General features: G+C 46.6%; 11 protein-coding genes. 10 read left to right on the top strand and 1 reads right to left on the bottom strand.

Annotated features, from left to right (window positions below; genetic code table 11):
• Nucleotides 1-19: 19 nt before the first annotated feature.
• A complete protein-coding gene (locus NST47_RS11070; protein ID WP_341155185.1) occupies nucleotides 20-601 on the bottom strand; it encodes a TetR/AcrR family transcriptional regulator in 582 nt (193 codons plus the stop codon).
• A 163-nt stretch (nucleotides 602-764) separates the two neighbouring features.
• On the opposite strand from NST47_RS11070, the gene NST47_RS11075 reads away from it, so the two are divergent.
• The 10 genes from NST47_RS11075 to NST47_RS11120 all read left to right on the top strand — a co-directional run bounded on the left by NST47_RS11075 (nucleotide 765) and on the right by NST47_RS11120 (nucleotide 12,412).
• Nucleotides 765-2,048, top strand: a complete 1,284-nt coding sequence (locus NST47_RS11075; protein WP_341155186.1) for an MFS transporter — start codon at nucleotides 765-767, stop codon at nucleotides 2,046-2,048.
• A gap of 203 nt (nucleotides 2,049-2,251) precedes the next feature.
• Nucleotides 2,252-3,031 carry a response regulator transcription factor gene (locus tag NST47_RS11080; RefSeq protein ID WP_341155187.1) on the top strand — a complete coding sequence of 260 codons (780 nt, stop codon included), beginning with the start codon at nucleotides 2,252-2,254 and terminating at the stop codon, nucleotides 3,029-3,031.
• Nucleotides 3,028-4,830 (top strand): sensor histidine kinase, encoded by a 1,803-nt coding sequence (locus NST47_RS11085; protein ID WP_341155188.1) that lies wholly within the window; start codon nucleotides 3,028-3,030, stop codon nucleotides 4,828-4,830. Before NST47_RS11080 ends, NST47_RS11085 begins: the two co-directional genes overlap by 4 nt.
• Before the next feature lie 160 nt (nucleotides 4,831-4,990).
• Entirely contained in the window at nucleotides 4,991-5,764 is a 774-nt protein-coding gene (locus NST47_RS11090) for an AraC family transcriptional regulator (protein WP_341155189.1), read from the top strand.
• A 208-nt stretch (nucleotides 5,765-5,972) separates the two neighbouring features.
• Nucleotides 5,973-6,809, top strand: coding sequence for a phytanoyl-CoA dioxygenase family protein (locus tag NST47_RS11095; RefSeq protein ID WP_341155190.1), 837 nt, complete (start codon nucleotides 5,973-5,975; stop codon nucleotides 6,807-6,809).
• 87 nt (nucleotides 6,810-6,896) lie between these two features.
• Complete coding sequence (locus NST47_RS11100; RefSeq protein ID WP_341155191.1) at nucleotides 6,897-8,012, top strand: amidohydrolase family protein; 1,116 nt, start codon at nucleotides 6,897-6,899, stop codon at nucleotides 8,010-8,012.
• Nucleotides 8,013-8,226: 214 nt separating this feature from the next.
• Nucleotides 8,227-8,637: a Rieske (2Fe-2S) protein gene (locus NST47_RS11105; RefSeq protein WP_262682972.1), complete on the top strand. Its 411-nt coding sequence runs from the start codon at nucleotides 8,227-8,229 to the stop codon at nucleotides 8,635-8,637.
• A 54-nt stretch (nucleotides 8,638-8,691) separates the two neighbouring features.
• Nucleotides 8,692-9,774: an amidohydrolase family protein gene (locus tag NST47_RS11110; RefSeq protein WP_341155192.1), complete on the top strand. Its 1,083-nt coding sequence runs from the start codon at nucleotides 8,692-8,694 to the stop codon at nucleotides 9,772-9,774.
• Nucleotides 9,775-9,843: 69 nt separating this feature from the next.
• On the top strand, nucleotides 9,844-11,352 hold the full coding sequence (locus tag NST47_RS11115) for an extracellular solute-binding protein (protein WP_341155193.1): 1,509 nt from the start codon (nucleotides 9,844-9,846) through the stop codon (nucleotides 11,350-11,352).
• A gap of 94 nt (nucleotides 11,353-11,446) precedes the next feature.
• Nucleotides 11,447-12,412, top strand: coding sequence for an ABC transporter permease (locus NST47_RS11120; protein WP_341155194.1), 966 nt, complete (start codon nucleotides 11,447-11,449; stop codon nucleotides 12,410-12,412).
• Nucleotides 12,413-12,424: the final 12 nt, after the last annotated feature.

The raw sequence follows: 12,424 nt of genomic DNA on the forward strand, positions 1-12,424 counted from the left end.
ATTGTACAATCCTAACAGGTTAATGGAGCAAAGTAAGGATGGATTCCACGGAATTGTCAATAAAGGAACGATTGGGACGTGATTTCATAAGCACAGTAAGTCCGATTAATGATACGACAAGTGTCTGCGCCAAAGCGGTTGCGTTCGCAGCTGGATCGAGCTCACCCGATTGTTGGCCACGTTCGATCGTTTCTTGAAATATGGCGGACAAATACATCTGATGCTCTCTGGTCAATATTTCAAATTTGGCATCATGAGGAGCAAGCTCGACCATCGTATTAATGCAAAAGCATCCGCGATGAGGCGCCTCTTCGTATTCCTTTGCCACCAGATTGTCAAAATAGGAACGAATTGCAGCTTTGACCGATGGATTCTTTTGAAGTTGAGCTCTCACACTTGAAGCGTGGGACTGGGTGTATTTTCGAAGTGCAGCTTCAAATAGTTCCTTTTTATTCCCGAATGCCGAGTAAATACTGGGTCTTTGAATCCCCATTGTAGAAGTCAAATCACTTAATGAGGTAGCCTCGTATCCTTTCTCCCAAAATACTTGCATAGCTGCGTCTAATGCCTTGTGCTCATCAAATTCACGGAGACGTACCATGTGGAACCCTCTTTTCATATCGATCAGTATAATATGATTTTATTATTTTCTTAAGTTACTGTCAAATCCATTGACATCATAAATGATAACTTATATATTAGTCACTATCATAACATACTGATCAGTATGAATTAATGGTTTGTATTTAAAGGAGTGTTAGCACATGGAAAAGCTTGATGAACAAGCGTTAGTTGTTGGCAAGGATTCATGCGGTGTAGAACCCAGAACGACTGTAGAGTCAACTAAATCCGGTTCAGGTATGGTTCCATCCCTTTCACGCTCCATTACGCTGTTGTTGGCAGTTGCTTGTGGGCTGGCTGTAGCCAACATCTATTTTGCGCAGCCACTGCTTGACACGATAGCTAACGAATTCGGTATCGCTTATTCGTCGATTGGGATTATCATTACGATTACTCAGATTTGTTACGCGCTGGGACTTTTCTTGCTGGTACCGCTTGGCGATCTACTGGATCGACGCCAGTTGGTTGTCACCATGATGCTCATATCTGTTCTTGCACTCATAACGGTGGGTTGTGCGCCTAATAGTGTTGTTATGCTGTTGGGTATGGCTGTGATCGGGTTACTGGCCGTAGTCGTACAGGTGTTTGTCGCATATGCGGCGACTCTGGCTGCGCCCGCTGATCGAGGACGCGTTGTTGGCTTGGTGACGAGTGGTGTAGTTATCGGTATTTTGTTGGCGCGTACCTTTGCCGGTGTATGGACCGATCTTGCCGGATGGCGTGCGGTTTATTGGATCTCCGCGGCATTAACACTGGTGATGGCTTGTGTGATGCTCCGGGTATTGCCTCGCCAGGGAAAAATGACAGCGGCGTTATCGTATCCCAAATTGCTGCGCTCGGTGTTCATGCTGTTTGTTCAGGAACCGGTACTGCTTATCCGTGCTGTGATCGCTTTGCTGATTTTTACGGCGTTCAGCATCTTGTGGACTTCGCTCGTTCTGCCGCTCAGTGCACCGCCACTTTCACTGTCACATACCGCAATCGGGTCGTTTGGGCTAGCAGGTGCTGCAGGAGCGTTAGCGGCAGCGCGAGCAGGACAGCTGGCAGATCGTGGGTTAGGGCAGCGAACTACGGGTATTGCTCTTGTCGTATTACTGGGATCGTGGCTGGCAATCGGCTTGGCCGAGCACTCATTGTTAGCGTTAATTGCTGGAGTAATCGCGTTGGACTTCGCCGTGCAGGCTGTGCACGTGACCAGCCAGAGCATGATCTTGAGCGTGCGTCCGGAATCGCGCAGCCGCCTTACAGCGGGCTATATGATCTTTTATTCCATCGGCAGTGCAGCGGGTTCGGTGGCTTCAACCTTCGTGTACGCACATGCAGGCTGGATCGCCGTATGCTTGCTGGGTGCCGCGGTCAGCGCCTTAGCGCTGCTCTTTTGGGCATTAACCCGACATGTAACGCCTTTGTCTGATACAGCCAGCTGATACAAAACGCAAGCATCAAGTAATCCAAGAGGAAAAAATGAGATGATCATAGTCAAATGACTGTGATTTTTTTCATGCTGTCCTTTACGCTTGGATGAATCCTCAAGTAGAATGAGCTTGAAGGCGCCTTTAATTCTGTTGATCAGTCGAGAATGGTACAATGAGTATCCAAAGTACCTTATGGTTGCGAAAGGAGAAAAGCTATGTATCGCGTTTTAATTGTAGATGATGAGCCTTGGGTGCTTAAAGGCATACTCAATACGTTCAGATGGGACGATTTCGGTTTTGTGGTGATAGCGGATACAACCGATCCTTTGTTGGCCTACGACACCATCCTTAAACAGCAGCCGGATGTGGTCATGACGGACATCAGGATGCCGGAGCTGACGGGGATAGACCTGATGAAGCTGAGCCGGGAGCAGGGGATCAAAGCAGAGTTCATTATTATTAGCGGAGCGGCTGATTTTCATTATGCACAGGAGTCGATTCGCTTGGGCTGCTTTGACTATATGTTGAAACCGCTTCAATTCGATGCGGCGGATGCTTTGCTGGAGCGGTTAAGCCACCATTTGGAGTCGGTGCTTCCACCCAAAGAAGTCGCGGCAAGAGAATTGGAGCCAAAAGCCGAGAATGCTGCGCCGAGCCCGCTCATCAATGAGAATTTCAAACAGTTGCTGGACTATGTCAATCATCATTATGAGAATGAGCTGTATCTGAAGGAGCTTTCGCACAAATTTTATATCAACTACACGTATTGCTGTGATTTATTTCAAAAGGCTACGAAATCTACCTTCAACGAATTTGTAACCCGTCTGCGTATGAATAGAGCCGAACAGCTGCTCAAGGAAAGCCATTTATCGGTACACGAGGTTGCCCGGACAGTAGGCTATAAAGACTGCAATTATTTCAATAAGGTTTTTAAAAAAAGGTTTGGCATGACTCCGACGGGCTACCGCAAGAGCCTACAGGGGGATCAGGCATGAGATTATTAACAAAAATGACTTTAATGCACAAGCTGCTGCTCATTGTCGGCATATCCACGCTAATGATATTTTCACTGCAAATTTATTACTATTCCAAATTTTACGGGCTGACCGAGGACAAGGAAAATGTACATACCTCCAAAATCTTGAAGCAGGTGGAGGAAAAGGTGATTTCCTATGCACAGGATATTAAGGATGCTGCCCTGGCCTCCTCTTACAACACGATGACACATGACTATTTAAGCTCGGATGACCCGATCTACAGATTGCGATTAAACAAGATCGTTGTTGAAATTATGTCTGGCATTAAAGCCTCCAACAAAAATATTCAATCGATTATGATCGTGGATAAAAACAACAATATTCTCGGTGCCTTAAACCCCGAGGATTACATAGTGCTTGAGGAGTTTGAGAAGAAATACAGCCTGCCTGTTTTTCGTTCGCAAACGAAATTTTTCGGAAAAGTATTTAATAGTGAAAAAATGGAGCGGCCCGCCTACTTCTTTTATCATTCGATTTCTTCGACGCTAAACAGTGACAGCACAGTTTCCGATTTGGGAAAATGTATTGTCATTTATAAAACAGAAATTTTGGACCAGCAAATAACGAATATTAAGAACACACCCAATTCATTACTGATGATTCTCGATAATGAATCTCACATTGTTACGGCGGATGAAAGCTCGCTGAAAGGCACTTTCTTTGATAAATCGATTTTTGGAGGCATGGAAAGCGACAGTAGGGAGCATCAGGTGGAATATCGTCAGAAGCTGAACCATGTTCAAATCAACGAGCTTGAACTTCTGGATTGGCAAATTGTCAGCATGATTCCGATTAACGAAATGACCGACGAGCTGCGAGCTATCCGCAACAGCGGTTTTATGATCGGCACGGCGATGACACTGCTTATTTTGGTGATGGGCCTGCTGTTTATCCGCAGTGTGACGCTGCCCTTTGGGCGGATTATACGTTTTGTCAATTTTATCGGGAACAATGACGGCAAGCAAAGACTGAAAATGTCGATCGGCAATGAAATGGGTTTTTTGGCTATTGAAATCAACAGGATGCTGGATCGGGTTGACGAAGCGAATGAGCAATTACTGGAAGCCAGCATTTCGTTGTATCAGATGGAATTAGCCAAAAAGCAGGCTGAATTAGCTTCTCTGCAAAGCCAGATTAATCCTCATTTTCTGTATAATACGTTGGAATGTGTACGAAGTATTGGGCTTGCCAACCGGGTGATGGAAATTGTGGAGATCGCTACAGCGATGGCCAAAATATTCAGGTACAGCATCAAGGAGGATCATTTTGTCCAAATCAACAATGAGATGGATTGCATTCAGGATTATATGCGTATCATGACCATCCGATTTACTGACAAATTCAGTGAGCACATCAGCATCGAAGACAACGTCCTCAGGATGAGAATTCCACGAATGATCCTGCAGCCGATTGTTGAAAATGCGATCTATCATGGACTGGAACGGAAGCACGGAAAAGGGATTTTGACCATAAAGGGCTGGGTGACGGCGGACAATGTGGTACGCTTTGAAATTGCCGACAATGGCAAGGGAATACCTGCTGCAGAGCTTCACAAGCTTCACCGACGCTTGCAAGCGGCGGATATCGATCAGAGCTTTTCCACGGAAAAAGGGCTCGGCTTATTGAATATCCAGCGCAGAATCAAGCTTGCTTTTGGCGAGTCATACGGCATCGAGGTTAACAGCATCGAGAATGAAGGGACTCAGGTTAGCCTGCAAATCCCGATCTCCTTTGACGAGCAGCCTGCCGTGAGGTAAAGATGTTGTGCTGCAGGATGGACACCACCTTTTGTTGTATCATGACTGAATCTATGTGTTGTAAGTTCCGAATTTATTACCCTATCGTCCGAAACGAATCTCTGGAATTCCCTTGGAAAACGTTTACAATTAAAGTGATAATACAAGGAGGCGGATGTGGATGTTTAACCTGCACTCATGTTATGTGAAGGAGCTTGACAGCAGCTGGAGGATGGATCGCACCGTAACCACTCATGATTTACTGATTTTTATTACAAGCGGCAAATTGATTTATTGGGTTGATAATGAGAAAATCCCGCTGCAGCAGGGTGATATTTTGTACATTCCGGAGGGTTCGCTGCGCAGCGGAGCAGCTATTGAATACCATCAAAGATATGCAACGGTGTTTAGTTCGACAGGAGCCGATCAAGGACTGCTGCCGATACTGGACAAGAAAAAGAGCTTTAAAATGAAAATTCAAAATTCCGCGTATTTCAAGCTGAGATTCTCGCAGTTAACCCATCATTGGCAGATGAAGGGGCCTTATCTGGACACAACCTGTTATGCGATTCTGCTCGAGATGCTCAGTATGATCAACAGCGACCTGGATCACAGGGAGCTTGGCACACGGAAATTGAAGCTCGTTTCCGATATCAAAAACTATATCCACAATCATCATCAGGAATCCATCAAGCTGCAGGATTTGTCGGATTATAGTGGTAAAACACCCAATTACATATCCTGTTTATTTAAGCAAGTGACCGGCTTTACGCCGATAGAATATCTTCATGATGTGCGGATCTCGGTTGCCAAGGATTTGATGCTGAGCAAGTCGATAACAGTTCGCGAAATTGCCGAGCAGACGGGATTTTGTGACCAGGCTTATTTTCACCGTGTTTTTAAAAAGGTAACCGGCTATTCGCCGACAGATTTTTTGAACGAAAAATACGGATAAAACTATCTTACATAGAGGCACTTGCACAGAAATGCAGCAGGTGTCTTTTCTTTCTAAAAAATTTTGCCACAATCGTAAGATCGTACAAAGAGGCGGGTATCGTTAATGGTACGGAAGGCAGAAAGGGACTATGCTGATAGAGAAGAAGAAAGCTTTTACACTTGAGATAGCCAAGGGCCATCATAATTTGAAATGGAGGAAATGATCAATGGAGCCATCGAGTTTGCAGTATGCATTAACAGAGGAAGAGCGTCAAACGTTTAACGAGACAGGGTACCTGATTCTGGAAAATGTTCTATCGCCGGAGCAAGTGGCAGCGCTTACTAAAGAGGTTGACCATATATTCGAAACGAAGGTAAAGGCCGGTCATGACACAACCAAAGCATTGTTTCATCCCAACTTTATTCCGGATCATCAGCTTTTCCTTGATTTACTCGATTATGAAAAAGTGCTTCCTAAAGTATGGGGAATTCTCGGCTGGAACATTTATTTGTATCATGCCCATATGATAGTTACCCCTCCAAGCGGCGCGGAGCAGAACGATAAAACGTTCGGCTGGCACCAGGACAGCGGGCGGATGAATATCGAAATGGAATCGGAGCCGCGCCCACGTATGTCGTTGAAAGTAGCGTACTTTTTATCGGATATTTCCGAGCCTGGACGCGGTAATTTCTGGATCGTGCCCAACAGCCATTTGAATAATACAATGGTCAGACCTGAGAGTGGGCTCGGTCAGCTCGAAGGAGCGATTCCCGTATGTGTGAAGCCGGGAACGGCCGTGTTCTTCGACAGGAGGTTGTGGCATGCGGCAAGTCCGAATTGGTCGGACATTACGCGCAAGGTACTCTTCTATGGTTATGGCTACCGTTGGATACGGACAAAGGACGATATGACGGTGCAGGATCTGTATCCGAAGTGTGATCCCATTCAGCGGCAGCTGCTGGGTGACGGGATTAACTGCAATGGTTATTACACACCAACGGATGAAGAGGTACCGCTGAAGGTATGGTTGAAGGAGCATGCACCTAGTCAGGTGGGCAAATAAATAGGTAGAGCAATAAACAGGTAAATCGATGAGTTCAACGATAGAGCGACCATAATGACTATGCTTAAGCAAGGGGGATATGATGCGATGTCAGTAAATGAGCAGACAGCAGTAAACGAACCTTCGGATGCTTCCAGAGCTACACGAAAAAAAGTGAAACACGGCATTATCGATTGTGATGTGCATCCGATACCCAAAAGTATGGATCAAATTAGGCAATACTTGCCAAAGTTCTGGAAAGAACGGTTTCGGGGAGGAGGGAGAGGGTTGTTTTACGGCAACCCCTCCCACGGTATGCGTCAGGATTCGCTTCCACCTGACGGAGGACCGGCTGGCTCTGACCCGGGCTTCATGCGCAAGCAGCTGCTTGAAGCCAATAATATCAAAACCGCGATCTTGATTCCGCGTGAGAACAGCTGCCAGTTTCCCGATCTGGATTACGGCAATGCAATTGCCTCGGCCTATAACGAGTGGATTGCCGATACGTGGATCGGCCCTGGCGATAATCATGACGGCATATTCAAGTCGTCGATCGTCATCAATCACAGCGATCCAGTCTCCGCTGCCAAGGAGATCGACCGTTGGGCAGGGCACAAGCATTTCATCCAGGTGACTACCGATTCAGGCGCCAGATTTCTGATGGGACACCGCAATTTTCATCCGATATTCGAAGCGTGCAGCAGACATCATCTACCGCTTGCTCTGCATCCGGGATTAGATGGGATTGGGATTAATATTCTTCCGTCTCCGGGTAATCCAAGCCATTACATTGAATGGCATACCTGTATGTCGCTCAGCTTTCAGGCGCATTTGGTCAGTCTCTTGACGGAAGGAACGTTTGAGCGGTTCCCGGATTTGCGTGTCGTGCTGGTTGAGGGCAGCTCGACATGGCTGGTTCCGTTGATGTGGCGGCTCGATATGGAGTACAAGGCATTACGTCACGAAATCCCCTGGGTCAAAAAGATGCCAAGTGAATATTTACGTGACCATGTGCGGATTACTTCGCAGCCGTTGGAAAGACCAAGTAACGATGAGGATTTTATGGATATGTTAAGAATGATGGATGCCGAGCACCTGCTGATGTTCTCCTCGGATTATCCACACTGGGATTTTGACAATCCGAAATCGGCTTTTCCCAAGCTTCCGGAGAAGCTGTATAATCGAATCTTTTTTGAAAATGCGGAGGAGTTTTATGGATTATAAGTCCGGTGAATAAGGTGAATAGATATCCGCTGCGCGGTCAAATATCCTTCCAATCGCTGTTGTTTCCTGTATTTTTATTATTTTGTAAGACACTTAGCTGTAAAAATACTGAAACAAAGGTGAACGCTAACGCTTTTCCAGGATTATTTGACCGCTCCGCTCCTTATTCACCGGACTTTGAAATTAAATATTAGGAAGAGGGGAGAATCGGCAGATGGGCAAGCATTTGGTAGGAGCTACCAGTGAGATTTTACCGGGTCAAAGGAAAATTGTTACGGTGGAAGGCATTACGATGGGTGTATTTAATGTTAATGGTACGTACTACGCGGTGAAAAACAGCTGTCCTCACCAGCAGGCGCCATTATGTGTGGGCAAAGTATCGGGAACAACGCTTCCCTCGCAGCCAGGAGAGTTTCTGTATGGCAGGGAAGGAGAGATTCTCCGCTGTCCATGGCATGGCTGGGAATTCGATCTAACGAACGGGCACTCGTTGTTCGACCCCAATCGCTGCTGGGTGAAAACCTATGAGGTGGAGGTAGAACTGCCCGAGGAGGAGCAGCCCAAGCTGGAGACGTTCCCGGTTAGTGTCGAGGAGGAGCGCGTTATGGTTTCTGTGCACAGATGATCTACGGTTATTCGGCAAGACGGCAGAAAACACAGAAAGGGGCGGTACCTCATTATGGAGGAACAGATAAAGAGCACGCATAATCGGAGCACCAATAAAACCGGAATCATTGATTGTGATGTACATCCCTATCCGAAAAACAAGGAAGAAATCCAGTCCTACATGAAGCAGCCTTGGCGCGAACGGTTCAATAGTGGGGGCAGGGGGCATTACGGTAACCCCGTGCATGGGGATCGGCAGGATGCCAAGCCCCCCGGCGGGGGACCCAGCGGCTCCGATCCTGAATTTCTGAGAGAGCAGCATGTGCTGAAATATGGTATCGATCATTGTATTCTCCTTCCTCGTGCCTTCTGTAATTTACTCCCCGATCCGGATTTTGCAACCGCCGTAGCTGCTGCATTTAACGATTGGCTGGCGGATACCTGGCTCGGCAAATACAATGGCGACGGTGTATTCAAAGGATCGATTACGATTGCTCACCAGGATCCGTTAGCGGCAGCGGCTGAGATCAGAAGATGGGCGGGCCATCCGCATTTTGTTCAGGTGATGACGGATTCCGGTGCAAGGGCACCATTCGGACAGCGGCAGTATTATCCGATTTATGAGGCTTGTGCGGAGGCCGGACTGCCTCTGGCCATTCACCCGGGTACGGACGGTATGGGCATTAATATCCAGCCTACTCCGGGGTATCCCACCCATTATATTGAGTGGCATACCTGTCTTTCGCTCGGCTTTCAGGCGCATCTGGTCAGCTTTATTACAGAAGGAGTCTTTGAACGGTTTCCCGGGTTTAAAGTTGTGCTAGTAGAAGGCGGCGTATCCTGGCTGCCGGCTTTAATGTGGAGATTGGATGCCGAATATAAAGCTCTCCGTTATGAGGTTCCCTGGGTGAAGAAACGCCCGAGTGATTATTTGCGCGACCATGTACGGATCACTTCACAGCCATTGGAGCGGCCTGACAATGACAGTCATCTGCTGCAAACGCTGGAAATGATGGACGCGGAGCATCTGTTGATGTTTTCAAGCGACTACCCGCATTGGGATTTTGATTCTCCGAAGCTCGCATTTCCTAAATTACCTGAGCCGTTATGGCAGAGAATCTTTAGAGAGAATGCCAAACAGCTTTACAAGCTCTGATTAGCCACCTGCTTGTAAGCGTTTAACTAGGGCGCATGAAAGATTTTTATAAATGAGGGGATGATTGGCATGCAAAGTAAAGTGTTGTCAAGAACAGCCGGGTATCTTGCATTGGGTATGACCTTATCTGCGCTGGCAGCCTGTAGTGCGGCCCCAGCAGCCAATGATGCAAAGGGCACGGACAGTCAGCCGACTGCAGCAGACAATAAGCCCTTTGCCTATAGCACGATGGTATCAACCTTTGCTGCGGTTCCCGACATGAAAAATCAATTTTGGACCAAATTTCAGAAGGATAACAATCTGCAGCTGGCTATTGAATGGATTCCGGATGTCGAATTTCAAACGAAGCTGAATCTGGCGATGGCGACCGGGGAATTGCCGGATGTCGTATCCGCTCAGAATCCTCATGATATCGGTACATTAAACGCGGTAGATAAAGGCATCTTTTGGGATTTAGGCCCGCTGCTCGGTGATTTAAGCAAATATCCGAATTTGAAAAAGAACATTCCTGAAGCGGCATGGAAGTTTTCCAAATATAAGGGCACGTATTACTTTATTCCGAGAGCCCGCTCTCAAATCAATACAGGCTGGATGATCCGCAAGGATTTGCTGGATGATGTTGGTCTGCCTTTACCCAAAACGACAGATGAGCTGTACACGGCGTTAAAACAGATCAAAGCCAAGGATACAGGCAACAAGCTGATAGGAACACTGTTTTTTGAATCGATTGCTTCTTCCTTCGGCACCTTTACCCCACAATACAACAAAGAAGGCGGCATGTACCGTAATTTACTAAGCGACGCTTATACGGACATGGTGGATTGGTACCATAAATTATATGCGGACGGCTTGATGTCCAAGGAGTTTTCCGCAGTCAAAGGCCTTGAGCCGGATAATTTCTTTGCTTCCGGTAAAACGATATTTCATACCAAAAATTTCTGGCATCAATACCGGATGGATCAGGAAAATAAAAAGATCAATCCCAAAGCCAGTGTAGAGCTGGTCCCGTCACTAAAAGGGCCAGGGGGCTACAGCGCTTATTTGGAGCCGGGGTTTACAGGCGGTCTGTTCATTTCCAAAAAAGTGCCTGAAGAAAAAGTTAAAAAAATTCTTGATGTTTTCAATTTGGCAGCCAGCGATGAAAATTCCCAAGCGTTATTTTATGGATATGAGGGCGTCCACCATAAGGTGGAAAATGGAAAGTACATCATGACCGATATCGGGCTCAAGGAAATTCAAAGCTTTACGAATGATCCGTTTACAATTAAAAGAAACGAGTGGGATAAAGTAGACAGTCCGCTTGCCCCGATTGAAGTCGATTTGGCAAATCGCGAAAAAGTGAAGCCATTATATAAAGAGCTGACGGTCGATCCCTTCCGGATTATCCGTTCGACGACCTGGACGGCGGAATGGCCGAAATTTGCAGATGAATTTGAAAAGAAAAGAACGGAAGCCATTATGGGCATCATTACGATGGATCAATACAAGCAATATATTGAAGGCTTAAGGAATAATGCCGTATTGAAAAAATCGTTCGTAGAGCTTGCCGCCAGCTATAAGGAATACTTCGGAAATTAATCAACCCAGGTCAACGGAACGGACGAACGGGCGGCTAACAGCTGACTGCACCTATCCGTTGACCCTCCCATTTTTTAATGGAAGGAGCATGATGATGGAAGTTCAAAAGGCTGAATGGAATAAAACAGCAGCAAACTCCCGGGAACGGGTCCGTTCGCATTCAGCATGGTCGCAATATGTGAAGTACAGGCATATGTATTTGCTGGTGATACCCGGATTTCTGTTTTTTGCTGTATTTAAGATGGTACCGATGTGGGGCCTGCTGCTTGCTTTTAAGGATTACAGCCCCATTGATGGATTTGCCGCCAGTCCATGGGTGGGACTGAAGCATTTTAACGAGATGTTTGCGGATGAGCATTTTTATATCATGCTGCGCAATACACTATTAATCAACGTGTTTGGGCTTGTGTTCTTTTTTCCGCTGCCTGTGCTTTTGGCAATTATGCTCAACGAGGTTCGTCACGAAATATTCAAAAGGGTGAATCAATCTTTAATTTATATGCCGCATTTTTTGTCATGGGTCGTGATTGCAAGTCTGACCTTTTTCATGTTATCTGTTGATGTCGGTTTGATTAACAAGGTCATACGGGCTGTCGGTTTGGAGCCGTATTCCTTTCTGAATGACAGCAAGCTGTTCTGGGGAATGGTCACGGTACAAAGCATATGGAAGGATGCGGGCTGGGGAACGATTATTTTTCTGGCTGCCATTGCAGGCGTCAACCCGGAGAGGTATGAGGCAGCCGTTGTGGACGGTGCGGGTCGATTCAAGCAAATCTGGCATGTAACATTGCCGGCCATACGCCCGACGATCGTCATCCTGTTAATCCTCCGCTTGGGCCATATTACCGATGTGAATTTTGAGCAGGTTCTGTTAATGATGAACCCGTTAGTGCGTAATGTGGGCGATGTATTCGACACGTATGTGTACAATAACGGAATCCTCCGTGGCATGTATAGTGTGGGGGTAACAGTCGGATTTTTTAAAGGCCTTATTGGTCTGGCGCTGGTCATGGCCTCGAATTATATTGTCAAAAAGCTGGGACACGAAGGCATTTACTAAAGGCTGGGGGAA

The organism is Paenibacillus sp. FSL H8-0034, assembly GCF_038000305.1.
Taxonomy (GTDB): domain Bacteria; phylum Bacillota; class Bacilli; order Paenibacillales; family NBRC-103111; genus Paenibacillus_S.

What these genes read in the sequence shown, in the direction of transcription:
- NST47_RS11075 (WP_341155186.1), top strand. Translation starts at nt 765, where the DNA reads ATGGAAAAGCTTGATGAACAAGCGTTAGTTGTTGGCAAGGATTCATGC.
- NST47_RS11080 (WP_341155187.1), top strand. Translation starts at nt 2,252, where the DNA reads ATGTATCGCGTTTTAATTGTAGATGATGAGCCTTGGGTGCTTAAAGGC.
- NST47_RS11100 (WP_341155191.1), top strand. Translation starts at nt 6,897, where the DNA reads ATGTCAGTAAATGAGCAGACAGCAGTAAACGAACCTTCGGATGCTTCC.
- NST47_RS11095 (WP_341155190.1), top strand. Translation starts at nt 5,973, where the DNA reads ATGGAGCCATCGAGTTTGCAGTATGCATTAACAGAGGAAGAGCGTCAA.
- NST47_RS11090 (WP_341155189.1), top strand. Translation starts at nt 4,991, where the DNA reads ATGTTTAACCTGCACTCATGTTATGTGAAGGAGCTTGACAGCAGCTGG.
- NST47_RS11115 (WP_341155193.1), top strand. Translation starts at nt 9,844, where the DNA reads ATGCAAAGTAAAGTGTTGTCAAGAACAGCCGGGTATCTTGCATTGGGT.
- NST47_RS11120 (WP_341155194.1), top strand. Translation starts at nt 11,447, where the DNA reads ATGGAAGTTCAAAAGGCTGAATGGAATAAAACAGCAGCAAACTCCCGG.
- NST47_RS11105 (WP_262682972.1), top strand. Translation starts at nt 8,227, where the DNA reads ATGGGCAAGCATTTGGTAGGAGCTACCAGTGAGATTTTACCGGGTCAA.
- NST47_RS11070 (WP_341155185.1), bottom strand. Translation starts at nt 601, where the DNA reads ATGGTACGTCTCCGTGAATTTGATGAGCACAAGGCATTAGACGCAGCT.
- NST47_RS11085 (WP_341155188.1), top strand. Translation starts at nt 3,028, where the DNA reads ATGAGATTATTAACAAAAATGACTTTAATGCACAAGCTGCTGCTCATT.
- NST47_RS11110 (WP_341155192.1), top strand. Translation starts at nt 8,692, where the DNA reads ATGGAGGAACAGATAAAGAGCACGCATAATCGGAGCACCAATAAAACC.